The sequence below is a fragment of the Teichococcus aerofrigidensis genome, from assembly GCF_054073225.1.
Genome location: NZ_JBSXMU010000002.1, coordinates 104,983 through 126,160 on the forward strand (window position 1 = coordinate 104,983; position 21,178 = coordinate 126,160).

The following is a 21,178-nucleotide window of genomic DNA, read 5'->3' on the forward strand; positions in this document are numbered from 1 at the left end:
GGAGCCGAGGCCGTCATCTTCCGCCTCGGCCCAGCCTGTGCCCGTAGCTCAGCCGGTAGAGCACGAGACTTTTAATCTTGGGGTCCAGGGTTCGAGTCCCTGCGGGCACATTCCCACCGGCGCTGGCAAGCCCGCCCCAGGGGCGCTAAGCAGCGCGACGATGTCTTCCCCGACCCTCTCCGTCGTTGTTCCCTGCTACAACGAGGCCGAGAATATCGGCCCCATGGTGGCACGCCTGGAGGCAAGCCTTCAGGGCATCGCCTGGGAGGCCATCTTCGTGGACGACAACAGCCCCGATGGCTCTTGGCGCATCGCGCGGCAGATCGCGGACGGCGATCCGCGCATCCGCTGCATCCGCCGCGTCGGGCGGCGCGGGCTCGCCTCGGCCTGTGTCGAGGGCATGCTGTCCTCATCGGCCGAGTACGTGGCCGTCATCGATGGCGATCTGCAGCACGACGAGAGCCTGTTGCCCAGGATGCTGGAGACCCTGCGGCGGGGCGAGGCGGATATCGCCGTGGGCAGCCGCCATGTGGGGGGCGGTGCCGCGACCGAGGGCTTCTCGGCCCTGCGGAGCCGGATCAGCGATGGGGGAAAGGCCCTGGCGCAGATCATCCTTCCCGTGCCGGTGGCCGATCCGATGAGCGGCTTCTTCATGCTGCGCCGCGACCTGATCGAGGACATGGCGCCCCGGCTGACGAACCGCGGCTTCAAGATCCTGCTGGACATCCTGCTCTCCGCGCGGCGGAAGCTGCGCGTCGTCGAGCTGCCTTATGTGTTCCGCCCCCGCCTGGCCGGCGAGTCGAAGCTCGATGCCACGGTCCTGATCGAGTTCCTCACCCTGCTGCTGGACAAGGCGACGGGCGGCTTCCTGCCCCTCCGATTCCTCTCCTTCGCTCTGGTGGGAGGGATCGGGCTCGTGGTCCATCTGACGGTCCTGTCGCAGGCCCTCCATGTCCTGCCCTTCGCCGGGGCGCAGTGGCTGGCCAGCTTCGTCGCCATGACCGTCAATTTCTGGCTCAACAACCGGATCACCTTCAGCGACGCCCGCCTGCGCAGGAAGGCCCTCTGGCGCGGCCTGCTGCTGTTCTATGTCGTCTGCGGCATTGGCGTGGCGGCCAATGTCGGCGTCGCCAGCCTGCTGTTGCGCGATGAGCTGGCCAACTGGGGCGTGGCGGGCGCGGCGGGCGCGCTGCTGACGCTGGTGTGGAACTACGCGGTATCGGCCACGCTGGTCTGGCGTGCCCGATGAGCCGGCGCTCCTGGCTCATCGCCCTCCTGGGGCTGACACTGCTGCGCCTTCTCGCCGCCGCCCTCCTGCCGCCGGCCCCGGACGAGGCCTATTACTGGGTCTGGGGGCGCGCCCTGGCGCCTGGCTACTACGACCATCCACCCATGGTCGCGCTCTGGACCGCCCTGGGCAGCCTGCTGGCTGGCGACACGCCCCTCGGCCTTCGCCTGCTCGGCCCTCTGGGCGTGGCGGTGGCCTCGGTTCTGCTGGCGCGGGCGGGCGACCTGCTGTTCCCCGGCCGCCAGGTCGGCCCCTGGGGCGCGGCGTTGCTCAACGCGACGCTGCTCTTCGGCGCCGGCTCCGTGCTGATGACGCCGGACACCCCCTTGCTGGTGTTCTGGTGCGCCGCGATCTGGGCCCTGGCGAAGCTGCGGGCAAGCGGGGAGGGGCGGTGGTGGCTGGTCTTCGGCCTTCTCGCCGGCTGCGCGCTGCTGTCCAAGTACACGGCGGTGCTGCTGGGCGCCGGCGTGCTGATCTGGCTTCTCGTCGAGCCGGGGATGCGGTCCTGGTTCGGCCGCTGGCAGCTCTGGGCCGGCGGCGCCCTGGCCCTCCTCGTCTTCACGCCCGTGATCCTCTGGAACGCCTCGCATGGCTGGGCCAGCTTCGCCAAGCAGGGCGGCCGGGCGGGAAGCGCCGGCACGGGGTCCTCCTGGCGCTACCTGGGGGAGCTGATCGGCGGGCAGGCGGGGTTGGCAACGCCGATTGTCTTCCTGCTCTGCATCGCCGGCACGGCGGCGGCCTGCTCGGCCTGGTATCGTCGCCGGGACGCGAATGCGGGGCTGCTGGCGGCGCTGACCTTGCCGGCGGCGGCGCTTTTCGTCTGGCAGGCGACGGGCAGCCGGGTCCAGGGCAACTGGCCCGCCATCCTCTACCCGACCGCCTGCCTGGCGGCCGCGGCCTGTCTGGGCCCGCGATGGCTCCGTTGGCGCCGCCCGGCCGTGGCGCTCGGCCTGGGCCTGACCGTCCTGGTGCTGGTGCAGGCGGCCTTCGCTCCTTTGCCGCTTCCGCGCCGCAGCGACCCGACACTGGCACGGCTCGCCGGCTGGGCGGAGTTGGCGGAGGAGGCCGAGAGGGCGCGGCGCGGAGCAGGCGCCGCCTTCCTCGCCGCTGAGGAGTATGGGCTGGCCAGCGAGCTTGCCCTGCACCTTTCCGGCGTGCCGGTGATCGCCGTGGGGGACCGCTGGGATCTTTTCGATCTGCCGGCGCCGGTTCCGGGGGAGCAGGGCCTTCTCCTGCGCAGCCTGCGGCGCGACGGCCTCCCGCTCTGGCCCGGTGCCGAGGCCGTGGGCGAGGTCGTTCGCAGCCGGAAAGGTATCCCGGCGGAAGGCTACCGGCTCTACCGGGTCGTGGTGCCCGCCGGTCCGGGGCCGGACATGGTGGTGCTTCCTCAACGCCGCTGAGGCCCTGGTCCTTCAAGGCGGGCCACCCACATGCATCCAACCCAGGGAGGATGCCCGAGATGATGATCCATAGAGCACGTGGCTGGGAACTGCCCGAAACGGCGGTGACGCCGGAGAACTGGGTGCTGGGCCGCCGTCGGGGCCTGGGCCTCGCGGCGGGCCTCATCGCCGGCCTCGGCCTGCCCGCGGCGGCGAGGTCCCAAGGGGGTGCCCCGGTGGCCCGCAATGAGCGTTTCACGCCCGGCCGGGCCCTGACGCCGGAGCGTGAGGCCACCAGCTACAACAACTACTATGAATTCGGCTCCGGAAAGAACGTGAGCTCGGCGGCCGGCCGTCTGCCGCAGCGGCCCTGGACCATCCGGCTGGAAGGTCTGGTGGAGAAGCCCCAGGAACTGGACCTCGACGATCTGCTGAAGCGCGTCTCCCTGGAGGAGCGGGTCCTGCGTCACCGCTGCGTGGAAGCCTGGGCCATGACCGTTCCCTGGACCGGCTTTCCCATGGCCGATCTGGTGCGCCTCGCCGCCCCGACCGCTGCCGCCAGGTTCGTCGTGTTCGAGACGGTGCGCGACACCGCCGTCATGCCGGGGCTGCGGCAGAGCTGGTATCCCTGGCCCTATACCGAGGGCTGCACCATGGCCGAGGCCATGAACGAGCTCTGCTTCCTCGCCGTTGGCCTCTACGGCAAGCCGGTGCCGCCGCAGAATGGCGGGCCGATCCGGGTGCTGTTTCCCTGGAAGTACGGCTTCAAGAGCGGCAAGGCGCTGGCCCGGATCCGCTTCACCGACACGCGGCCGGTCAGCTTCTGGGAGAAGCTGCAGCCCAGCGAATACGGCTTCTGGGCGAATGTGAATCCCGAGGTGTCGCACCCTCGCTGGAGCCAGGCGACGGAGCGCCTGCTGGGCAGCAACGAGCGGGTGCCGACGCGGATCTACAATGGCTATGGCGAGTTCGTCGCCGATCTCTATCGTGGGCTGGACGGAGAGAAGCTTTTCCTCTGATCGGTCTCCGCCAGCCGGCGGCGGCCCTCCTCGATGGCGCGGAGGGCCTCCGACCAGAGCCCCAGCCCGGCCAGCTCGGCGGGGGAGAACCAGCAGGCCTCGCTGACGTCATCCCCGGGAACGACCTGGCCATCCATCCAGCGCCCGGCGAAGTCGATGATGGTGTAGTGGAAGCGGGTGCGGTCCAGATCATCCCGGGCCAGGGCATCGACCACCACGGCCAGGACCAGGGGGCCCACCGTGATGCCGGCTTCCTCCAGAAGCTCCCGCCTCCCGGCCTCCTCCGCCGTCTCGCCCAGATGCTGCGCGCCGCCGGGGATCGACCACTCTCCCTGGCGGGGCGGCTTGCTCCGCCGCACCAGCAGCACCTCCTCGCCGCGGAAGGCGATGACCCCGACCCCGATCCAGGGCCGGTCGGGATATTCCCGGCTGCTCACGGCGCCGGCGCCCGGGCGGGCTCCTGGCGGGCGGGCTCCTCGCGGCGCAGATCCTCCAGCCGGGGCAGGAAGGCCTTGGCCTTCCAGGCACCGACCTGATAGGCCCAGCCACGCCAGCGGGCATTCAGGGCCGCCGCCTCGCCGCCGCCGGAGGCCGCCAGGCGCAACCACACGGCTTCCCCCTCCTGGTTCAGGCGGACCTGGATCGCCAGTCCATCCGTCAGCGTGAAGCGGGCTTCCCCCGCTTCCGATCCGGGAATCTCCGCCTCGCGCCGCACATCCGTCAGCGTCAGGAACTCGAAGGCGCCGGCCACATTGTCCAGGCTGCTCTGCTCCGTCGGCGGCGCGTCGGGCGGGGCGACAAGGACGAGGCGCCCATCCGGCCCCTCGCTCCGTGCCAGGACCACGGGCGCCGTGCCCGCGCGTGATACCTCGGCGCGCAGCATGCGCTCGCGCGGGAGACTGGCGAGGTCGCGATCGATCCAGAGCTGGGGGTCGGCGTCGAGCGGCAGGCGGCCTTCGGCCAGCCAGGCCTGATCCTCATCCGGGCGGCGGACATAGACGCTTTCGGGGACATTCCCCTGTGTCCGCACGCGCCGTCGGCCGACCACCAGCTCGGCGATGACCGCGCCCGTCTCGTCCAGCACCCGCAGCAGGGACGCGGTCGAACCCTCCCTGGACGGATCCCGCAAGCCCAGCCGCTCGAACATGGCCGGATCGCTGGTGCGCGGCTCGGTCAGGCGCAGCTCGGTCAGGCCGACCAGGACTTCCCGCACCTTCTCAGGGCGGGCGGGATAACCGGCCTTCTCCGGCAGGACCCAGGCCTCGCCCTGGCGGATCACGCTCAGTCGGCCGTCATGCCGCTCGACCTCGATGCGCGCCGCCGCGGCCAGCCGCGTGGCGAGGTCACGGAACATCAGGGGCGCGGACCCGGTCTCCGGAGGCGGCGGGCCGCCGGAGCCGAGCAGGACGACCGCGCCGGCCGAAAGCGCGGCGGCGCCACTCAGGAGCAGGAGGGATCGGCGTTGCATGGCGTGCTCCCTCAGCCCCGCGCGGCGCTGCGACGGCGGCCCCGGGCCAGGGCGAGGCCAATCGCGAAGAGCGTCAGCAGGATCGGCACCAGGGCGATGTTGAGGACGCGCAGGGTGGTCTCCAGCCGTTCGATGTCACGGCGCAGCTCGAGCTGAACGCCGCGGAGCTGGCCGCGCGTCGCGACGATCTCCGCCCTGGCCTGGTCGATTTCCGCCCTCTGCTCGGGCGTGATGACCGCCTGGGCCTGGCCGCCAGCCGCGCCGGTGCCCTGACGCAGCTCGCGCAGGCGGCGCTCCGTGGCCTCCAGCTTGCGGGTCAGGTCCTGTTCGGTCTGCCGGTATCTGGCCTCAGCATCGCGGCGGATCTCCTCCACCACACCGAAGGGGCGCAGCGATTCGCCCCGGGAGCGCAGGCCGATCAGGGCGTCGCCGCCGGCCAGGGTGTCGGTCAGATTGGCCACCAGGGCGCCGTTGTCACTGAAGGGGGTCGCTGTCTGCTGCCCGAGGAAATCCTGGACCTGGACCCAGAAACGGTCCTCCAGCAAATCGGAGTCGTTGGCGACGACGAGATTGGCCGGTCCCTCGCTCTTCTCCAGATGGGCCGGCAGGCCCTCCTCGCGCGCCACACCTTCCGGCAAGGCGGGCGGGCCATCCGGGAAGGCGCTGCGCAGCATGCCACGGGCGCGGGCCAGCAGAACGTGTCGCTGGCCGTCGGGGCGGAACTCGGCCAGCAGCCGGGCAGGGTCGGGGCTTTCGCGCACACGGGCCACGTCCACCAGCATCGCGCGGTCGCTGCTGGTGATCAGCGGCGTGAACTCGATCGGGGCGTCCGGCCTGTGCCGCACCTCGCCGGCCGAGGCGAAGGTGACCTGCTGCAGATCGGCCGTGGCCACATCGCTCCGCGTCAGCGAATCGCCGGTGGCGTTGAACCAGGCCAGGTAGTCCACCGCCTGCACGCGATCCTGCGGATTGGCCCGGACGCGCCAGGCACCGCGCTGGTCGAGCACCACCTTGTCGCGCGGCGTCTCGATGCCCCAGGCATTCAGCAGGCGGTCCAGGCCCGATGCCGTGTCCCGCACCGGCTGCCCGTTCGGGCCGGGACGCGAGGCCTGGCTCTCGCTGTGCGGATCGGTCATCGCGAAGAGCTTGCCGCCGCGCATGACGAACTGATCGATGGCGTAGAGCATCGCCTCCGGCAGGTTCTGCGGCTGCGCGACGATCAGCACCTCGACATCGGGATCGATCCGCTGCGTCTCGGGCGCGATCTCGCGCAGGGAGAAGAACTGCCGGAGCTGGTTGGCGATGACGAAGGGCTGGCCGGCGCCCGGCACGCGCATCATCAGCGCGCGGGGGTCGCCATTCAGGGGCAGTGCCGAAAGCAGTCCCACCACCGGCCGCCGGGGGTTGGACAGTTCGTGGATCAGCCGCGTCAGATCGTATTCCAGGAACCGCTCGCGTTCGGGCTGCAGGAACGGCAGCACGCGTTCGTCGTCGATCAGGTTGGTTCCGGCGATGCCGAAATAGACCTGCTCTCCCGTCTGGTCGATCGGCACGCCCTGGATGCCGTAGGAGAGGGCGCGGTCCTCCGTCTCGCTGAAGGGCTCGGGGTCCAGGAACTCCAGCCGCAGCCTGCCGTCCGATGCGCTGGCATATTCCTGCAGCATCTCGCGCACCCTGTCGGCATAGGCGCCGAAGACCGGCGCGGCGCCGCCGAGCTGCCGCGAATAGAACAGCCGCAGCGTGATGGGATCCCGCAGGCCGGACAGCACCTGCCGGGTTCCGTCCGAGAGCGTGTAGAGATGCTGCTGGGTCAGATCGAGCCGGGCATGAGGAAGCAGCCGCGCGGCCAGCAGATTCACCGACACGGCCAGCACCAGGGCCGCCGCCAACCCGGCCAGGGAATAGAGCAGCCGGCCGGAAGCGAGGGGCGGGGCGGCGGGGGAAGGGGAGGTCCGGGGCATCGTTCAGTCGGCCTTCCGGTGATCGACGGCCAGGGTGTTGGCGAAGAGCCAGAAGCCGATGAAGGTGCCGAAGAAGACCAGGTCGCGCAGGGCGACGATGCCGCGCGAGAGGTCGCCGAGGCGTTCGGTGACGGAGATGCCGCGCGCGATCTCCGCCATGACGGGGATGCGGCGCGACAGGAAATCCGTGACGACCGGGCTGCCCGAGGCGGCGAACAGGAAGCAGACCGCGACGGCCAGCACGAAGGCGACGACCTGGTTCTTGGTCAGCGCGGAGATGGCGGCACCGATGGAGAGATAGGCCCCGGCCACGAGAAGGCAGCCGATGTAGCCGGTGGCGATGACGCCATTGTCGGGCCGCCCGAGATAATTGACCGTCAGCACCAGCGGGAAAGTCAGCGCCAGCGCGATGCCGCAGAACAGCCATGCCGCCAGGAACTTGCCCAGCACGGCCTGCCACTGCGTGACGGGCAGCGTCAGCAGGAGCTCGATGGTGCCGAGGCGGCGCTCCTCGGCCCAGAGCCGCATGGTGAGGGCCGGCACCAGGAAGAGGAACAGCCAGGGCACGAAGCCGAAGAAGGGCTGCAGATCCGCCGTTCCGCGGTCGAAGAAGTTGCCGAGGGTGAAGGTCAACGTGCCGGACATCACGAGGAAGATGACGATGAAGACATAGGCGACGGGGGTGGCGAAGTAGCCGGCCAGCTCCCGCCGGGCGATGGTCAGCGCGCCCGCCATCACGGCGCCTCCTGCGACAGGGTCAGCTCGCGGAAGACGGCATCCAGCGAGGGGCCGCGCCGGGCCAGCTCCGCGGGCGTCGCATCCGCCAGCAGGCGCCCGCGCGCGATGATGATGGCGCGCGTGCAGATCGCCGAGACCTCCTCGAGGATATGGGTCGAGATGATGATGGCCTTGCTCGGCGCCATCTGTCCGATCAGGCGGCGCACCTCATGCTTCTGGTTGGGGTCGAGGCCATCGGTAGGCTCGTCCAGCACCAGCACCGGCGGATCGTGCAGCAGCGCCTGGGCCAGGCCGACGCGGCGCTTGAAGCCCTTGGACAGGGTCTCGATGGGCTGCAGTCGCACGCCCTCCAGCGTGGTCAGCCGCATGGCATGGGCCACGCGCTCGCGTTCCTCGCCGCCGCGGTAGCCGCGGATGCGCGCGACGAAGCCCAGGAAGGACTGCACCGTCATCTCGGGATAGGTGGGCGCGCCCTCAGGAAGATAACCGAGTTGCCGCTTGGCTTCGACAGGCCGGGCGACGACATCCTCGCCGCAGATCCGCGCCGCCCCCGCGCTCGGCGTCACGAAGCCGGCGAGCATCTTCATGGTGGTCGATTTGCCGGCGCCGTTCGGTCCGAGGAAGCCCAGCACCTCGCCACGGGCGACCTGGAAGGACACGTTGTCCACGGCGGTGAAGGTACCGAAGCGCTTGGTCAGACGGTCGATCTCGATGAGTGCGGACAACCGCGCATACCCCCTGCAGGACCGGATGCCGGTCCGGTTTAATCGTGGCAGGAGGGTTTGCAAGCCCCGGCGCTGTATCGGATTGTCGCGGCGGACTCAGCCCGCGGCGAGCGGAGCGAGGGTGAGGTCATGGCCGAACAGGGCCAGCAGCATCCGGGCCGCGCGCCCGCGCGGCGTGGCCCGCAGCTCCGGGTCCTTCTCCAGCAGCAGCGCGGCGTCCTGATGGGCCATGCGGATCATGCCGCCGTGGCGCTGCGGATCGGCGATGCGGCGGCCCAGGCGGCCAGCCTGGCGAAGGCCGAGCGCATCGCCGCCGCCGCGGTGGTCGAGATCGGCGTCGGCGATGACGAAACCGTCCTGCGTGTCCCGGAGCACGGCCAGCCGGCGCTGCTCGGATTCGTTCAGCTCGGCGGAGGGGAGCAGCAGGCAGAAGGACTGCGCCGGACCGCGGCCCACGCGGCCACGCAACTGGTGAAGGGCGGCGAGGCCGAAACGCTCGGCTTGTTCGATGATCATGATGGTGGCGTCCGGCACGTCCACACCGACCTCGACCACCGTCGTGGCAACCAGGAGCTGCGCGCGGCCGGAGGCGAAGTCCTGCAGGGCGGCCTCGCGGACCTCCAGCTTCTGGGCGCCGTGGGCCAGGCGGACCTTGTCGCCGAACAGGGCGGCCAGCTCGGCGAAGGTGGTCTCCGCGGCGGCGTTATCGTGTCTCTCGCCTTCCTCCACCGCCCGCACCACCCAGTAGGCCCGGTGCCCGGCGGCGAAGGCGGCGCGCAGCCGCGCCGTCAGCTCCGCGCGCCGCTCGCGGCTGATGATCCGCGTCACGATGGGCTGCCGTCCGGCGGGCCGGCCCTCGAGCCGGCTGACCGCCATGTCTCCCCATTGCGTCAGCAGCAGCGTGCGGGGGATCGGGGTCGCGGTCATGACCAGGACATCGGTCGTGCCCTTCTCGGCCAGGGCCAGGCGCTGCTCCACGCCGAAGCGATGCTGCTCGTCCACAACCACAAGGCCGAGGTCATGAAAGGCCACCCCCTCCTCGATCAGCGCGTGGGTGCCCACGACCAGGGGGAGATCACCCCGGGCCAGCCCTCCGAGCACCTGCCGCCGCGCCTTGCCCTTGACCGAGCCGGCGAGCAGCGCGCAGGGCACCCGCGCCGCGCCCGCCAGCTTCTCCAGCGTCCTCAGATGCTGCCGGGCCAGCAGCTCGGTGGGCGCCATCAGCGCCGCCTGGGCGCCGCCCTCGACGGCACGCAGCATGGCCAGCACGGCAACCAGCGTCTTGCCGGCGCCGACATCGCCCTGCAGCAGGCGGAGCATGCGCCGCGGCGCCGCCAGGTCGGCATCGATCTCCGCCAGGGCCCGCTCCTGCGCGGCGGTGGGCGGGAAGCCGAAGGCCTTCAGGGCGGCCTCCCGGAGCAGGCCGCTGCCGATCAGGGCACGCCCCGGGCGGTGCAGGACGGTACGGCGCACCAGGCCGACGGCGAGTTGTCCGGCCAGCAGCTCGTCATAGGCCAGCCGCTCGCGCGGTGCCTCGGGAGGCGACTCGTCCGGCATCTGCAGGGCGCGCAGGGCCCCGCCGAAGGCAGGCCAGCGGCGCCGTGCCAGGAGGTTGCGATCCTGCCATTCGGGCAGGTCGGGCAGGGCCCCGCACGCCTCCGCCATGGCGCGCCCGACATCCCGCTGACCGAGGCCGCGCACCAGCGGCCAGATGGGCTGGATCTCGGGAATGTCGTCGGGCGGAGAGACGAAGTCGGGGGCCTCCATCTGCCAGCGGTCTCGGAAGCGCTTCATCCGCCCGGACACGCGACGGACCGCGCCCTCCGGATAGGTGCGGCCGAGCCAGGCGCCGAGCCAGGAGCGCCGGCCGAAATAGATCAGGTCGAGAAGGCCGGCCGGCGACTCGCAGCAGACCGACCAGGGCTGCGTCGGGCTGCGGGGCGGCTGGACGCTGAGCACCCGGACCTCCAGCGTGGCGACCTCGCCTTCCTGCGGCAGGCTCGCCCGGCGGTCCTGGTAGCGTTCCGGCATGTGGAAGAGCAGGTCGATCAGCCTGTCGCCCTCGACGGCCTGGGCCAGGCGCTTCCGTTTCTCCTCCGGCAAGGGCAGGCTGGACAGCGGCGCCAGGAGCGGCGCCGCCGGATACAGTTCGGCCTCTTGGGCTGACATGATTCCCATCAGCCTCTATATGCCAGCCTGATAAGGCGCCGACATGTCCCTGACCGAAAACACCACCCCCGAGCTGACCCCCCGCCGCCGCCGCCTGCTGTTCCGGGCTCACCATCGCGGCACGAAGGAGACCGACCTGATGGTCGGCGGCTTCGTGGCGCGCCATATCGCCGTCTTCACCGACCCGGAGCTGGACGAGCTGGAGGCGGTGCTCGACCATCTCGATGTCGACCTGGCCGATTGGCTCAGTGGCCGCCGGCCCATCCCTCCGGAGGTCATGACGCCGATGATGGCGCGGATGCGGGAGGAATGCTCCCGCACCGGCGCCGGCGTGCCGGAGGCCGCGCGCCGCGCATGACCGCATTGACCGTCTACGGCGCTCCCGAGGGTTTCGACGCCCTTCTGCTGTCCCGCCGCAGGCGGGAGTTTTCCGGACCGGTGCTGCATGTCTGCCGGGACGATGCGCGCATGGCCCGGATGCAGGAGGGGCTCGGCTTCTTCGCGCCGGAGATCGAGGTGCTGCGCCTACCGGCCTGGGATTGCCTGCCCTATGACCGGGTCTCGCCGCATGCCGAACTCGTGGCCGAGCGCGTCGCGACGCTGACCCGGCTGCTGGAAACCGGGCAGCGGCCCAGGCTCGTGCTGACCACCGTGAATGCCCTGGTGCAGCGCATTCCGCCGCCCGCGGTCTTCGCGGACGCGACGCTGCTGCTGCGCCGTGGCGGCCGCATCGCGCCCGAGCGGCTGGCCGGCTTCCTGGAGGCCAATGGCTATGGCCGGGTGGCGACCGTGATGGAGCCGGGCGAGTACGCCGTGCGCGGTGGCATCGTCGATCTCTATCCGGCCGGTGAAGCGGAGCCGGTTCGCCTGGACCTCTTCGGCGACGAGATCGAGAGCCTGCGCCATTTCTCCACCGAGACGCAGCGAAGCGGCGCGGTCCTGCAGGAGCTCTGGCTGCGGCCGGTTGGCGAGGTCTTCCTCGACGAGGCCTCGATCGCGCGCTTCCGGACCGGCTACCGGGACCTCTTCGGCCCGGCCTCTGGCGAGGACCCCCTCTACGTCTCGATCTCCGCCGGCCGGCGCCACCCCGGCATGGAGCACTGGGCGGCGCTGTTCCATGAGAGCATGGCGACGCTGCTCGACTACATGCCCGGCGCCTCCGTCAGCCTGGACCACCAGGCCGGGGACGCGCTCGAGGCCCGGCTCGAGATGATCGAGGATCACTATCAGGCGCGGCGCGGCCCGTCCCGCGAGGGGGAGGTGCCTTATCGGCCGGTGCCGCCGGGCCGGCTCTACCTCAGCCGCGCCGACTGGGATGCCATGCTGTCGGGCGGCCCGCTGCTCTCCTTCAGCCCTTTCCCCCGGCCCGAGGGGGCGGAGGGTATCGAGGCCGGAGGGCGGCCAGGGCGCCTCTACGCGGAGGCGCGGGCCTCGGGGCAGAATGTCTTCACCGCCTTCCGCGAGCAGGCCGAGAGCCTGGCGCGGAGCGGCCACCGCCCGCTCGTCGCCGCCTGGACCCGGGGCTCGCGGGACCGGCTGGGCAACCTGCTGCGCGAGAATGGCGTGACCGCGCAGCCGGTGGAGGACTGGGCTGCGGCCCGGCGCCTGCCGGCCGGCATGATCGGCCTCGTCGTCTATGGCCTGGAGCGCGGCTTCGTCGGGCCGGGCCCGGAAGGCGGCAAGGGCGGCGCCATCGCCGTCACCGGCGAGCAGGATCTTCTCGGCGAGCGCATCGCCCGGCCGCCGCGGCGCCGCAAGCGGGCGGACCAGTTCATCGCCGATGCCACCGAGATCGCCGAGGGCGACCTGGTCGTGCACCAGGAGCATGGCATCGGCCGCTATGACGGCCTGGCGACCATCGAGGTCTCGGGCGCCCCGCATGACTGCCTCCGCCTGGTCTATGACGGCGGCGACAGGCTGTTCCTGCCGGTCGAGAACATCGAGCTGCTGTCGCGCTTCGGCAGCGACACCGCCGGGGCGACGCTGGACAAGCTGGGCGGCACCTCCTGGCAGAACCGCAAGGCCAAGGCCAAGCAGCGGATCGCCGACATGGCGGGCCAGCTGATCCGGGTCGCGGCGGAGCGCAAGGTCAAGGAAGCCCATCTGGCCACCCCGCCCGAAGGGGCCTGGGACGAGTTCTGCGCGCGCTTCCCCTTCGCCGAAACCGAGGATCAGCAGCGCGCCATCGCCGATGTGCTGGAGGATCTGTCGGCCGGCCGGCCCATGGACCGCCTGATCTGCGGCGATGTCGGCTTCGGCAAGACGGAAATCGCCCTCCGGGCCGCCTTCGTCGTCGCCATGACCGGCGCGCAGGTGGCCGTGGTGGTGCCGACCACTCTTCTCTCGCGCCAGCATTTCCGCACCTTCACCGCCCGCTTCGCGGGATTGCCGATCAAGGTCGCCCAGCTCTCCCGCATGGTCACGGCGAAGGAGGCGGCGGCGGTCAAGGCCGGGCTCGCCGACGGCTCCATCAACATCGTGGTCGGCACGCATGCCCTGCTGGCCAAGGGCATCGACTTCGCCGACCTCGGCCTCGTCATCGTCGATGAGGAGCAGCATTTCGGCGTGGCGCACAAGGAGAGGCTCAAGGCGCTGCGGGCCGATGTCCATGTCCTGACGCTGACGGCGACGCCGATTCCGCGGACGCTGCAGCTGGCGCTCACGGGGGTGCGGGAGATGAGCGTCATCGCCACGCCGCCGGTCGACCGCCTGGCGGTGCGCACCTTCATCATGCCCTTCGATTCGGTCGTCATCCGCGAGGCGATCCAGCGCGAGCGCTTCCGTGGCGGGCAGATCTTCTGCGTGGTGCCACGCCTGGAGGACCTGCCGAGAATGGCCGCCCGCTTGGCCGAGATCGTGCCGGAGGCGCGCACGGTGCAGGCGCATGGGAGGCTGACCCCGACCGAGCTCGAACGCGTCATGACCGAGTTCGGCGACGGCAAGTATGACATCCTGCTGGCGACCAACATCGTCGAGAGCGGGCTCGACATGCCCGCGGTCAATACTCTCATCATCTATCGCGCCGACATGTTCGGTCTGGCGCAGCTTTACCAGCTTCGCGGCCGGGTGGGCCGGGGCAAGCTGCGTGGCTATGCCTATCTGACCTGGCCGGCGGCGCAGCGCCTTTCGGGCTCGGCGGAGAAGCGCTTGGCAGTGATGCAGACGCTGGACAATCTCGGCGCCGGTTTCACGCTGGCCAGCCATGACCTTGATATCCGCGGTGCCGGCAATCTGCTCGGCGACGAGCAGTCGGGTCATATCCGCGAGGTCGGCATCGAACTCTACCAGCAGATGCTGGAGGAGGCGGTGGCGACCATCAAGGCGGGGCAGGGGCGCCGGGATGAGGAGGATCGCGAGTGGACGCCGCAGATCAATCTCGGCCTGCCGGTCCTCATCCCCGAGAGCTACGTGGCCGACCTGCCGGTGCGTCTCGGTCTCTACCGGCGCATCGGTGCCCTGGCGGGCGAGGCCGAGGTCGAGGCCATGGCGGCCGAGCTCGCCGATCGCTTCGGCCCGCTTCCGGCGGAGGTCGAGAACCTGCTTCAGGTCGTCTCCATCAAGCACCTCTGCCGGCAGGCGGGTGTCGAGAAGCTTGATGCCGGGCCGAAGGGCATTGTCCTGACCTTCCGCCAGAACCGTTTCGCCAATCCGGGCGGGCTGGTGAACTGGGTGACAGCCCAGAAGGGGCTGGTGAAGCTGCGGCCGGACCACAAGCTGGCCATGGTGCGGGAAATGGACCTGAAGACGCGCGTCCGTACCGCGAAGGACATGCTGGCCGCGCTGGCCGGCGTCGCGGCGCAGGGGCGCGCCGCCTGACACCGGCTTGCCTCAGAACTCCATCGCTTCGGCCAGGGCCACGTCCAGCAGGCGCCCCAGGACTTCCGGCTCCTGGGCGCCGGCGATGGCGTGGCTCGACCCGATGCCGCCGCCTCCGGAAATCACGAAGCAAGGGACCCCATTGATGCCGAGGCGATGGGCCCGGAGGTTCTCCGCATGGACCGCCTCCACCTCCAGGCCGGTCGCGAGAAACCGCAGGACGGTGCGCTGGTCGAGCCCGTAGCGCTCACCCAGTCGGGCCAGGACCTCGTGGTCACCGATGTCGGCGCCCTCGCTGAAATGCGCCGTGAACAGCCCATCCACCAGCGCATCGGCAATGCCGTGCTGCCCCGCCAGGCGGACCAGGCGGTGCGCGTCGACGGAGGAGGGGACGCGGCGGATGCGTTCGAAACGGAAATCGATGCCTTCCGGCCGGCCCAGCTCCGTCATGGTGGCGTGCAGCCGGCGCATGCGCTCCTCGCTGCCGAAGCGGCGGGCGGCCTGCTCGTGCCGATGGCCCGCCCCGGCACCCAGCTCCGGATTCAGCAGGAACGGACGCCAGCGCACCGTCGTCAGGATATCGGCGCGCCGGGCCAGCATGCGTCGCAGCCGCCTGGCGCCCAGGAAGCACCAGGGGCAGACGAGATCATAGACGACCTCGATATCGAGGTGGCCGCGATTGGAGGATACGAGATTCACCCCGCCAATATAGACCCTCAGGCCGCCAAAGCACCCCTGAGGCAGGTCTGAGCCACAGAATCCCTTGGAATCAGGCTTGTACCCTTGATTCCTGACTCCTAGTTTGAGTTTGCATCGTCAAGGGGTTGTCCGGCTGTCATGATGGCGGGCTCGCATGTCGCTCTGGGTGCAGCCGCCTGGATGCTGGCGGCGCCCAGGCTGGGTCTGCCGGCCCTGGATCCGGCCCTGCTCGGCCTGGCCGTGGTGGGGGCGCTGGCGCCGGATATCGACCATCCGAAATCCTGGGTGGGCCGGCGATTGTGGTTCATCTCCCGTCCCTGTGCCGCGATCTTCGGCCACCGGGGAATGACTCATTCGCTGCTGGCGCTCCTCGCCTGTCTTGCCGTGCTGCTGCGCCATGACGTGCCTTTCGTCGTCGCGGCGCCCTTGGCGGTCGGCTATGTCTCTCATCTGGCGGCAGACCTGTTGACGCCCGGTGGCCTCCGCCTCGCCTGGCCTTTCAAGGGCACCTATGCCTTGCCGCTGTGCCGGACCGGTTCGCCCTTCGAGCCGCTGATCGTGGCTGTGATCCTGTCATGGTCCTGGGGCGGCTTGGCTGAACGGAGCACGATCCGCGCGGACTGGGCCGCCGGCGGGATCTGCCATCTCGCCGGCGCCGTCCTGCCGTCCTTCTGCGCGGAGGCGGCCTCCGTCCTGGCCGACGGCACGCAGCGCCTGGCAACCCTTGGCGGCGCCCTCCTGCGAGCGCCCTGACCGGCCGGAAAGGCGGGGGATGGGACCAGCGCCGAACGGATGACCATGGATTATCGCCCTGAGGGGTCTCATCGGCATCGTGGAGGGCTAGGGGGCGGCGTCTGGCGGATGGGGTGGGATTCGAACCCACGGTAGAGTTACCCCTACGGCGGTTTTCAAGACCGCTGCCTTAAACCACTCGGCCACCCATCCGTCTGCGGACGCGATGTCGCATCGTCCCGCACGCGCCGTTAGCGCTCTCGCTGCCTTAAGGGAAGTGGGATGCGGCCACAGGGAGCCGCTTCCGACACGATTTGATGCGAAATCGCAATGAATTTGGTCAACTCTCTTTCGCCCTTAAGTAACAGGAGCCGCAGCGCATGACGCCAGCGGTTGCAGTCCGGCGGGCCCTCATGGCACCTCTCGCGCATGGTCAGTCGTCGTTTCCTCCTCTCCCGAGTCGCCGCCCTCCCTGCGCTTGCCGCAACCGGTGCGCAGGCCGCCACCTCCAGCTTCGAGGCCTTCATGGCCGAGGTCGCGTCGGATGCCCGGCGTGCGGGGATCTCGCAATCCGTGCTGCAAAGGGCCCTGACGGGGATACGGCCGAACGAGAAGGTGCTTGAGCTTGACCGGCGCCAGCCCGAGTTCACGCTGACCTGGGAGCAGTACCGGGACAGCCGGCTTTCCGCCCAGCGCATCGAGCGTGGCCGGCAGGCCTTCCAGGACAACCAGGCGCTTCTGGATGCCATCTGGCAACGCTACCAGGTGTCTCCCCGCGTGGTCGTCGCCGTCTGGGGCCTGGAGACGAACTATGGCGGCTTCACCGGCACCTTCAACGTGATCGAGGCCCTGGCCACGCTGGCCTGGGACGGGCGGCGTCACGATTTCTTCCGTGGCGAGCTGATGGCGGCCCTGCGGATCCTGCAGGCGGGGGATGTCACACCGGAGCGGATGCGGGGCAGCTACGCGGGCGCCATGGGGCACCCGCAGTTCATGCCCTCGAGCTTCGAGCGTCTCGCCGTGGACTTCGATGGCGATGGCCGGCGCGACATCTGGGACAACCGGGCCGATGCCCTGGCCTCCATCGCCAATTATCTCGGCCGCAATGGCTGGCGCGGGGACGAGCGCTGGGGGCGTGAGGTCCTGCTGCCCTCGGGCTTCGATCGCGGGCAGGCCGGCCGCGGCACGCGCCGCCCGCTGCGCGACTGGGTGCAGGCCGGGGTCCGGGCCAGCGACGGCACGCCCCTGCCGCCGCTGGACATGGCCACCTCCATCCTGCTGCCCGGCGGGGCGGGCGGGCAGGCCTTCGCGGTCTACCAGAACTTCAACGTGATTCGTCGATACAATCCCTCCGACTACTACGCCCTCGCCGTCGGGCTGTTGTCCGATCTCGTGGCATGAGGCGCCGCGCCGTCCTCGGCATGAGCCTGGCGCTGCCGGTGCTGGTCACGGCCTGCCATCGGCCTCCCGCGCCATCGGGTCCGGCGGCAGGCGGCCGCTATCTGATCGGCGGGGCCTACCAGATGGGCGGCGTCTGGTCCTATCCGAAGGAGGATTTCGGCCTGCAGGAGACCGGCCTGGCGAGTGTCGTGGCCGACCCGCGTGCCGGGCGGCGAACCGCCAATGGCGAGGTCCATGATCCGGCCCTCCTGACGGCGGCGCACCGGACCCTGCAGCTGCCCGCCATCCTGCGGGCGACCAATCTCGAGAATGGGCTCAGCCTCCTGGTGCGGGTGAATGACCGGGGGCCGGAGCATCCGGGGCGGGTGCTGGAGCTGTCCCGCCGCGCCGCGGATCTGCTGCGCATTCCGGCGGCGGGCGGGGCACAGATCGCCCTGGCGGTCGAGCCGGGGCTGTCGCGCGCCCTGTCCGCCACGTCGCCGCAGGATGTCTCCACCGTTCTGGCTGTCGCCACGGCGCCCCGCGGGGCGCTGGAAGGCGAGGCGCTGGCACCGCTGCCAGGCACCTGGAGCCAGGCCGGCCCGGCCGCGTCTCCGCCGGGCCGCCGCGCGGCGGAGGAGGTGGCGGCTCCCGCGCCGCCGCCGCTCCGGCTGCCGGAGGAGGTTGCCACGCTGCCGCCCCGTCCCGGCCGGATGGTCATCCAGGCGGGCACCTTCTTCAATCGGGCCGACGCCCAGCGGCAGGCGGCGCGGATCGGCGCCCGGGTCGAGAGCCATGGCCCGTCCCGCCGGCCCGAATACCGTGTCCGCCTTGGCCCCTATGCATCCGTCGCGCAGGCGGATACAGCGCTCGAGGCCGTGCTCCGGTCCGGCCTGTCCGAAGCCCGCATCCTGATCGACTGAGCCCCATGAGGAGAATCCCCGCCATGCCGCTTCGCCGCGAGTTGCTGGGCGGTGCCGGCGCGGTTGTCGCCGCCGGCGCGCTGACCACCACCGGTGCGGGAGAGGCCCTGGCGCAGCGCCGCCCGGCCGCGCGACCGGCCCCGCCGCCGACCAGCCCGGCGACCACGCCCCTCGGGCCGGTGGATACGCAGGCCCGGCAGGCCCTCATCATCGACGCTGATACCGGCGCGGTGCTGCTCGAGAAGAACGCGGATGAGTTGATGCCGCCTTCCTCGATGTCGAAGCTGATGACGATGTACGTCGTCTTCGACCTGCTGAAGCAGGGGCGGCTGCGCTGGGACCAGGAGCTGCCGGTCAGCGAGCGCGCCTGGCGCATGGGCGGCTCCAAGATGTTCGTCGAGCTCGGCAGCTCCGTCAGTGTCGAGAACCTGGCACGGGGTGTGATCATCCAGTCGGGTAATGATGCCTGCATCGTCCTGGCCGAGGGCATCAGCGGCAGCGAGCAGCAGTTCGCCGAGCTTCTGAACGAGTACGGCAAGCGGATCGGCCTGAAGGACAGCCACTTCCGCAACGCGACCGGCTGGCCCGACCCCGAGCACCGCATGACGGCGCGCGACCTGGCGATCCTGGCCAGCCGCCTGATCCACGATTTCCCGGACGCCTTCCGCTTCTACAGCGAGCGCTCCTTCCGCTGGCACGACATCAACCAGGAGAACCGCAATCCGCTGCTGGGCCGCGTCGCGGGCGCCGACGGGCTGAAGACCGGCCATACGGAGGATGCGGGCTACGGGCTGACCGGCACCGCCAAGCGGGGCGACCGGCGACTGATCCTGGTGGTCAACGGCCTGAACTCGATGCGCGCGCGGGCAGAGGAGTCCGAGCGGCTGATGGAATGGGGCTTCCGCGAGTTCGAGAACGTCGTGCTGTTCCGCGCCGCCGATACGGTGGAGGAGGCGCCCGTCTATCTCGGTGACAGGCCGACAATCCCCCTGGTCGGCGGCAAGGATCTGGTGCTGACGCTGCCGCGGCAATGGCGGCGCAGCCTGACGGTGAAGCTGCGGTATGACAGTCCTCTGCAGGCTCCGGTGGCCAAGGGGCAGGAGGCTGGCCAGTTGGAAGTCTCCGGCCAGGGCGTACCGCCTATGGTCCTGCCGCTCTATGCCGGGGCGGATGTCGCGAAGCTCGGCCTGGTGCAGCGGATTCCGGCGGTTCTCGGCCGCCTGATCTCAGGCTGAGGTGGGGCGGCCCGCGGCGCGATCGGCCTTCATCACGCTGGAAGGCGGCGAGGGCGCCGGAAAGACCACCCTGTCCGGCGGCCTGGCTCGCGCATTGGCGGAGGCCGGCCTGCCGGTGCTGAGGACCCGGGAGCCGGGTGGCGCTCCGGGTGCCGAGGTGCTGCGCGCGCTTCTGCTGCAGGGTAGCGTGGACTGGGATCCGGTCGCGGAAGCCATGCTGATGTTCGCCGCCCGGCGGGAGCACCTGGAGAAGACCATCCGTCCTGCCCTGGCGGCCGGGATCTGGGTGGTCTGCGACCGCTTCGCCGATTCCACCCTGGCCTATCAGTGCCATGGGCATGGCCTCGACCTGTCCCTGTACCGGAAGCTGTCCGATGTGGCCCTCGGGGACTTCCGGCCCGACCTGACGCTGGTGCTCGACCTGCCGCCGGCGGAAGGCATGCGCAGGGCCCTGTCGCGTGGCCTGCCCGATCGGTTCGAGCGCCTGGGCGCGCCCTTCCACGCCCGTGTCCACGCCGCCTTCCGGGCCATCGCCACGGGGGAGCCGGACCGCTGCCAGATCCTGGATGCGCGGCAGCCGGCCGAGGCGCTGCGGCGGGAGGCCATGGCCGTCCTCGCGGATCGGCTCGGGGCACCGCTGTGATCCCCCCGGAGGCGCGGGCCAATCCTGACCTGTACGGCCACGACGCCGCCATGGCGGCACTGGAGGCGGCGGGCCGGGGAGGACGGTTGCACCATGCCTGGCTGATCTCGGGGCCGCAGGGCACCGGCAAGGCGACGCTGGCCTATCGTTTCGCGCGATGGCTGCTGGCCGGCCGTCCGCCCTCCTCGCCGCCGCTCCACCTGCCGCCGCAGGATGCGGTCTTCCGCCGTGTCGCCGCCGGCGGGCATGCCGACCTGCGCGTGCTGGCGCCGAATGCGGGGGAGCGGGGCGTGAAGCTGATGATCCGGGTGGACGAGGTTCGCCAGGTGCCGCGCTTCCTGGGCCTGACGGCGGCGGAAGGCGGCTGGCGGATCGTCGTCATCGAGCAGGCCGAAGCGATGAACCCGGAGGCGCAGAACGCCCTGCTGAAGACCCTGGAGGAGCCGCCCAGCCGCAGCCTGCTGCTGCTGACCACCGCCGCGCCGGACCGCCTCCTGCCCACGATCCGCAGCCGCTGCCGCCGGATCGAGCTGTTTCCCCTGCCTCCGGCCGAGATGGAGGCCGTCCTCTCGGCCTGGCTGCCCGACCTGCCGGAGGCTGAGCTTCAGCTTCTGGCGCGGATCTCCGGTGGCGCGCCGGGACGTGCGCTTCGGCTGTTCGAGGAGGACGGGCTGACGCTCCAGCGCAGCGTCGAGACGGTCCTGCATGGCCTTCCCGATCTGGACGGGCGGCAGTTGCATGCCCTGGCCGACAGCCTGGCGGCACGCAGGGACGGCAGCGCCTTCGGCACCTTCATCACCCTGCTGCGCGATGCCCTGGGCTCGGCCATCCGCGAGGCCGCGCGGGGAGGGGAGGCGCCGGCCTTCATCGCCGCCCGCCCGCTTGCCGACTGGGCCTCGCTGTGGGACACCCTTGGCCGCCTGGCCGACGAGACGGAAGCCCTGAATCTCGACCGCAAGCAGGCGGTCCTGACCGGCCTGACGCAGCTGACCTCGCGTTGAGG

The 21,178-nt window shown here is 70.8% G+C and carries 18 protein-coding genes and 2 tRNA genes; 12 read left to right on the forward strand and 8 right to left on the reverse strand.

Annotated elements, in window-relative coordinates:
• The first annotated feature begins 37 nt into the window (after positions 1-37).
• The 4 genes from ACVMLK_RS01305 to msrP all read left to right on the forward strand — a co-directional run bounded on the left by ACVMLK_RS01305 (position 38) and on the right by msrP (position 3,686).
• Positions 38-110 (forward strand) — tRNA-Lys (locus ACVMLK_RS01305).
• 50 nt (positions 111-160) lie between these two features.
• Positions 161-1,249, forward strand: a complete 1,089-nt coding sequence (locus ACVMLK_RS01310) for a glycosyltransferase (protein WP_457485385.1) — start codon at positions 161-163, stop codon at positions 1,247-1,249.
• The gene (locus tag ACVMLK_RS01315) at positions 1,246-2,688 is read left to right on the forward strand and encodes a glycosyltransferase family 39 protein (RefSeq protein ID WP_457485386.1); all 1,443 of its coding nucleotides are present in this window, start codon (positions 1,246-1,248) and stop codon (positions 2,686-2,688) included. The genes ACVMLK_RS01310 and ACVMLK_RS01315 overlap by 4 nt, the downstream gene beginning before the upstream one ends.
• Before the next feature lie 59 nt (positions 2,689-2,747).
• Positions 2,748-3,686: a protein-methionine-sulfoxide reductase catalytic subunit MsrP gene (gene msrP, locus ACVMLK_RS01320; protein ID WP_457485387.1), complete on the forward strand. Its 939-nt coding sequence runs from the start codon at positions 2,748-2,750 to the stop codon at positions 3,684-3,686.
• On the opposite strand, the gene ACVMLK_RS01325 is transcribed toward msrP, so the two are convergent.
• The 6 genes from ACVMLK_RS01325 to ACVMLK_RS01350 all read right to left on the reverse strand — a co-directional run bounded on the left by ACVMLK_RS01325 (position 3,650) and on the right by ACVMLK_RS01350 (position 10,756).
• Entirely contained in the window at positions 3,650-4,123 is a 474-nt protein-coding gene (locus ACVMLK_RS01325; RefSeq protein WP_457485388.1) for an NUDIX hydrolase, read from the reverse strand. The two genes, msrP and ACVMLK_RS01325, sit on opposite strands and share 37 nt — an antisense overlap.
• On the reverse strand, positions 4,120-5,154 hold the full coding sequence (locus tag ACVMLK_RS01330; protein ID WP_422924127.1) for a DUF4340 domain-containing protein: 1,035 nt from the start codon (positions 5,152-5,154) through the stop codon (positions 4,120-4,122). The genes ACVMLK_RS01325 and ACVMLK_RS01330 overlap by 4 nt, the downstream gene beginning before the upstream one ends.
• Before the next feature lie 11 nt (positions 5,155-5,165).
• The gene (locus ACVMLK_RS01335; protein WP_457485389.1) at positions 5,166-7,115 is read right to left on the reverse strand and encodes a GldG family protein; all 1,950 of its coding nucleotides are present in this window, start codon (positions 7,113-7,115) and stop codon (positions 5,166-5,168) included.
• A gap of 3 nt (positions 7,116-7,118) precedes the next feature.
• Positions 7,119-7,850, reverse strand: coding sequence for an ABC transporter permease (locus ACVMLK_RS01340; protein WP_457485390.1), 732 nt, complete (start codon positions 7,848-7,850; stop codon positions 7,119-7,121).
• Positions 7,850-8,578, reverse strand: a complete 729-nt coding sequence (locus ACVMLK_RS01345) for an ABC transporter ATP-binding protein (RefSeq protein ID WP_198364929.1) — start codon at positions 8,576-8,578, stop codon at positions 7,850-7,852. The genes ACVMLK_RS01340 and ACVMLK_RS01345 overlap by 1 nt, the downstream gene beginning before the upstream one ends.
• Before the next feature lie 96 nt (positions 8,579-8,674).
• Positions 8,675-10,756, reverse strand: a complete 2,082-nt coding sequence (locus ACVMLK_RS01350; RefSeq protein WP_457485391.1) for an ATP-dependent DNA helicase RecG — start codon at positions 10,754-10,756, stop codon at positions 8,675-8,677.
• Positions 10,757-10,790: 34 nt separating this feature from the next.
• Here ACVMLK_RS01350 and ACVMLK_RS01355 point away from each other — a divergent pair, with 34 nt between their 5' ends.
• Both ACVMLK_RS01355 and mfd read left to right on the forward strand, forming a co-directional pair.
• Complete coding sequence (locus ACVMLK_RS01355) at positions 10,791-11,105, forward strand: succinate dehydrogenase assembly factor 2 (protein ID WP_198364931.1); 315 nt, start codon at positions 10,791-10,793, stop codon at positions 11,103-11,105.
• Positions 11,102-14,563 (forward strand): transcription-repair coupling factor, encoded by a 3,462-nt coding sequence (gene mfd, locus ACVMLK_RS01360; RefSeq protein WP_232476826.1) that lies wholly within the window; start codon positions 11,102-11,104, stop codon positions 14,561-14,563. Before ACVMLK_RS01355 ends, mfd begins: the two co-directional genes overlap by 4 nt.
• A 12-nt stretch (positions 14,564-14,575) precedes the next feature.
• Here mfd and ACVMLK_RS01365 read toward each other — a convergent pair whose 3' ends face one another.
• On the reverse strand, positions 14,576-15,262 hold the full coding sequence (locus ACVMLK_RS01365; protein ID WP_198364933.1) for a DsbA family oxidoreductase: 687 nt from the start codon (positions 15,260-15,262) through the stop codon (positions 14,576-14,578).
• A 180-nt stretch (positions 15,263-15,442) separates the two neighbouring features.
• Here ACVMLK_RS01365 and ACVMLK_RS01370 point away from each other — a divergent pair, with 180 nt between their 5' ends.
• The gene (locus ACVMLK_RS01370; protein WP_457485417.1) at positions 15,443-16,015 is read left to right on the forward strand and encodes a metal-dependent hydrolase; all 573 of its coding nucleotides are present in this window, start codon (positions 15,443-15,445) and stop codon (positions 16,013-16,015) included.
• A gap of 102 nt (positions 16,016-16,117) precedes the next feature.
• Here ACVMLK_RS01370 and ACVMLK_RS01375 read toward each other — a convergent pair.
• Positions 16,118-16,207 (reverse strand) — tRNA-Ser (locus tag ACVMLK_RS01375).
• Positions 16,208-16,423: 216 nt separating this feature from the next.
• Between ACVMLK_RS01375 and ACVMLK_RS01380 the strand changes: the two genes are divergently transcribed.
• Genes ACVMLK_RS01380 through ACVMLK_RS01400 form a run of 5 tightly spaced genes read left to right on the forward strand, consistent with a single transcriptional unit; the run spans position 16,424 to position 21,176 of the window.
• Entirely contained in the window at positions 16,424-17,395 is a 972-nt protein-coding gene (locus tag ACVMLK_RS01380; RefSeq protein ID WP_198364935.1) for a lytic murein transglycosylase, read from the forward strand.
• Positions 17,392-18,297: an RlpA-like double-psi beta-barrel domain-containing protein gene (locus ACVMLK_RS01385; protein WP_457485392.1), complete on the forward strand. Its 906-nt coding sequence runs from the start codon at positions 17,392-17,394 to the stop codon at positions 18,295-18,297. The genes ACVMLK_RS01380 and ACVMLK_RS01385 overlap by 4 nt, the downstream gene beginning before the upstream one ends.
• A 23-nt stretch (positions 18,298-18,320) precedes the next feature.
• Positions 18,321-19,532, forward strand: coding sequence for a D-alanyl-D-alanine carboxypeptidase family protein (locus ACVMLK_RS01390; protein ID WP_198364937.1), 1,212 nt, complete (start codon positions 18,321-18,323; stop codon positions 19,530-19,532).
• A gap of 1 nt (position 19,533) precedes the next feature.
• On the forward strand, positions 19,534-20,175 hold the full coding sequence (tmk, locus tag ACVMLK_RS01395; protein ID WP_457485393.1) for a dTMP kinase: 642 nt from the start codon (positions 19,534-19,536) through the stop codon (positions 20,173-20,175).
• Entirely contained in the window at positions 20,172-21,176 is a 1,005-nt protein-coding gene (locus tag ACVMLK_RS01400; protein ID WP_198364939.1) for a DNA polymerase III subunit delta', read from the forward strand. Before tmk ends, ACVMLK_RS01400 begins: the two co-directional genes overlap by 4 nt.
• The last annotated feature ends 2 nt before the right edge of the window (positions 21,177-21,178 follow it).

What these genes read in the sequence shown, in the direction of transcription:
- ACVMLK_RS01350 (WP_457485391.1), bottom strand. Translation starts at nt 10,756, where the DNA reads ATGGGAATCATGTCAGCCCAAGAGGCCGAACTGTATCCGGCGGCGCCG.
- ACVMLK_RS01370 (WP_457485417.1), top strand. Translation starts at nt 15,443, where the DNA reads ATGCTGGCGGCGCCCAGGCTGGGTCTGCCGGCCCTGGATCCGGCCCTG.
- ACVMLK_RS01310 (WP_457485385.1), top strand. Translation starts at nt 161, where the DNA reads ATGTCTTCCCCGACCCTCTCCGTCGTTGTTCCCTGCTACAACGAGGCC.
- ACVMLK_RS01330 (WP_422924127.1), bottom strand. Translation starts at nt 5,154, where the DNA reads ATGCAACGCCGATCCCTCCTGCTCCTGAGTGGCGCCGCCGCGCTTTCG.
- ACVMLK_RS01315 (WP_457485386.1), top strand. Translation starts at nt 1,246, where the DNA reads ATGAGCCGGCGCTCCTGGCTCATCGCCCTCCTGGGGCTGACACTGCTG.
- msrP (WP_457485387.1), top strand. Translation starts at nt 2,748, where the DNA reads ATGATGATCCATAGAGCACGTGGCTGGGAACTGCCCGAAACGGCGGTG.
- mfd (WP_232476826.1), top strand. Translation starts at nt 11,102, where the DNA reads ATGACCGCATTGACCGTCTACGGCGCTCCCGAGGGTTTCGACGCCCTT.
- ACVMLK_RS01380 (WP_198364935.1), top strand. Translation starts at nt 16,424, where the DNA reads ATGGTCAGTCGTCGTTTCCTCCTCTCCCGAGTCGCCGCCCTCCCTGCG.
- ACVMLK_RS01390 (WP_198364937.1), top strand. Translation starts at nt 18,321, where the DNA reads ATGCCGCTTCGCCGCGAGTTGCTGGGCGGTGCCGGCGCGGTTGTCGCC.
- ACVMLK_RS01385 (WP_457485392.1), top strand. Translation starts at nt 17,392, where the DNA reads ATGAGGCGCCGCGCCGTCCTCGGCATGAGCCTGGCGCTGCCGGTGCTG.
- ACVMLK_RS01355 (WP_198364931.1), top strand. Translation starts at nt 10,791, where the DNA reads ATGTCCCTGACCGAAAACACCACCCCCGAGCTGACCCCCCGCCGCCGC.
- ACVMLK_RS01340 (WP_457485390.1), bottom strand. Translation starts at nt 7,850, where the DNA reads ATGGCGGGCGCGCTGACCATCGCCCGGCGGGAGCTGGCCGGCTACTTC.
- ACVMLK_RS01335 (WP_457485389.1), bottom strand. Translation starts at nt 7,115, where the DNA reads ATGCCCCGGACCTCCCCTTCCCCCGCCGCCCCGCCCCTCGCTTCCGGC.